The sequence below is a fragment of the Streptomyces sp. NPDC057623 genome, assembly GCF_042800355.1.
In the GTDB taxonomy this organism is placed as follows: domain Bacteria; phylum Actinomycetota; class Actinomycetes; order Streptomycetales; family Streptomycetaceae; genus Streptomyces.
Genome location: NZ_JBHVGZ010000076.1, coordinates 20,664 through 22,523, shown reverse-complemented (window position 1 = coordinate 22,523; position 1,860 = coordinate 20,664). Strand labels below are relative to the sequence as shown.

Below are 1,860 nucleotides of genomic sequence, written 5' to 3'. Positions count from 1 at the left end.
CTGCGTGTGTTGTGGGTTTGTGTGTGGTGAGGTCTGCGCTGGACCCGCGCGGCCCGGTGGGCGCGGGGTTGGCGGGGACCCTCCGAAAACCCCGGCCCGGCCCTCACGCGCCGCGCGCTGCCGCGGGCTCCTCCTCGGACCCTGTGTCCCAGTAGTCGCGCAAGAGCCAGTTGGCGGTGTGCGTCCAGTTCACGCAGTCCAGGTGTCGCCGTTCCTCGTGGGCCTTTTCGGCTTCCCTGACTGCTTCCAGCGTGAGCTGGGCGACCGGCCCTCGGGGGCTGGCGTATTCGTCAGCCGCGGTGAGGGTCCAAGTTTTTCCCTGAAATTCAATCTCCACTGCAATTCCTTTCCGCTTTTTCCTTGCTTGTATTCTATGACATTTAAGACTCTATTGGAATGGAATTCGAGAAAGAATTCAAAAGTAAAGCGGGCGCTTCCGGAATGCCGTCCGCGCCCGCCCTTTTGTGTCGGGGGGGGGGGGGGGGGCACGGCCGGGCCCGCCCCCCACCTCCCCTACTTCGCCGCCTCTTCGACCTTCTTGGCGGATGCCCGCCGCACCGGGGCCTTGGCGCCCGTAGCAGTCCGCGCCGCGGGCTTCGAGGCGGGCTTGGCCACCGCCGCCTTCTTCACCGTCGGCTTGGTTGTCGTGTTCGCAGCAGGCTTCTCGCCCGCTGCGGGCTTGCCCGCCGCATTGGTCTTCTGCGTGGCCGCTGCCTCCTGCTGGGCCTCGATGGCCGCCTTGTTGAACTGGTCCTCCATGGCGCGCTGGATGCCCTTGGCCTTGCTGAGCAGGTTCCGCACCAGCTGTACCTGGCTGTAGATCTTGCCGACGACGCGCACGTAGCGGGCGAGGTCGTCGTCGAGGATGACGGCCAGGTCCTCGGGCCTCTTCGCGCCGAGCTCCTCGAACAGGGGGATGAGGATTTCTTCCGCTTTGCTGAGGCTGTCCTTGGCCTTGTCCTTGGCCTTCTTCCGCTCCTCCTGCACCTCGGCATCCGGTGCCTTCTCGCCCGTGAGGGAGGTCTGGTTCTCCATCATCTTCAGGCCGTTGGCGAAGTGCTGGGCCTCGGCCTCGCTGTCGAAATCGCCGCGCGCGTACCGCATGGCGGCGACCATCTGGTTGGCCGGGCTGAGCTGGGCGATGTGCCAGGCCAGGTTGTTCTTGATGTCTCCCTTGTCGACCATTTCGGCGACCTCGGGCCGCAGGGTGAGCAGGCCGAGGCGCCAGGTGATGTGGGTCTCGGTCTTGCCGAACTGCTTGGCGATCTTGGCCGGGGTCCAGCCGGCTGCCTTGAGGTCGGCGTATGCACCGGCCTCCTCCATGATCGTCATGTCGGAGCGGTTGACGTTCTCGGCGATGCTGAGGACGTATGCCTTCTCTTCGCTGGCGTCCTCGATGATCATGGCGGGGATGACCTCCAGGCCGGCCGCCTGGCAGGACCTCCATCGGCGCTCGCCCGCGATCAGCATGTGGGGGACTTCGGCCCCCTCGACCGTACGGACGACGACCGGCTGGAGGAGGCCGTTCTCCTTGATGCTGCCCGTCAGCTCCTCCTGCTGCGCCTCGTCGAAGAACTTGCGGGGCTGGTCGGGGTTGGGGGCGATCTCGGAGACCTTGAGGTTAGCGAACATTTTCCCGCGCCTTTCGAATTCCTAGGGGATTCCCTTTTGGCTTTCCCTTTTTCCTTACACTTATATCTTAATCGCGTACACGTCTAATGCAAGTGGGAATTCTTTTTAATTTCAGGAATTCAATTCCGAACTCCTGAAGCCAGTTCTCCCCTTCTTGGGAAAAGGGAGGGCCCGCCGCAGCCGTTCGAACCTGGTCGGCCCTATTCCCATTCACTCGCCCCAAGGACG

General features: G+C 63.8%; 2 protein-coding genes. Both read right to left on the bottom strand.

Features of this window, described 5'->3' with window-relative positions; all coding sequences use genetic code 11:
• Positions 1-103 precede the first annotated feature (103 nt).
• Entirely contained in the window at positions 104-337 is a 234-nt protein-coding gene (locus tag ACFU95_RS42845) for a hypothetical protein (protein WP_383840513.1), read from the bottom strand.
• Positions 338-513: 176 nt separating this feature from the next.
• Positions 514-1,632, bottom strand: a complete 1,119-nt coding sequence (locus tag ACFU95_RS42840) for a ParB/RepB/Spo0J family partition protein (protein WP_383840510.1) — start codon at positions 1,630-1,632, stop codon at positions 514-516.
• Positions 1,633-1,860: the final 228 nt, after the last annotated feature.

Excerpts from the sequence above, each read along its gene's own strand:
- ACFU95_RS42840 (WP_383840510.1), bottom strand. The coding sequence starts at position 1,632 with ATGTTCGCTAACCTCAAGGTCTCCGAGATCGCCCCCAACCCCGACCAG.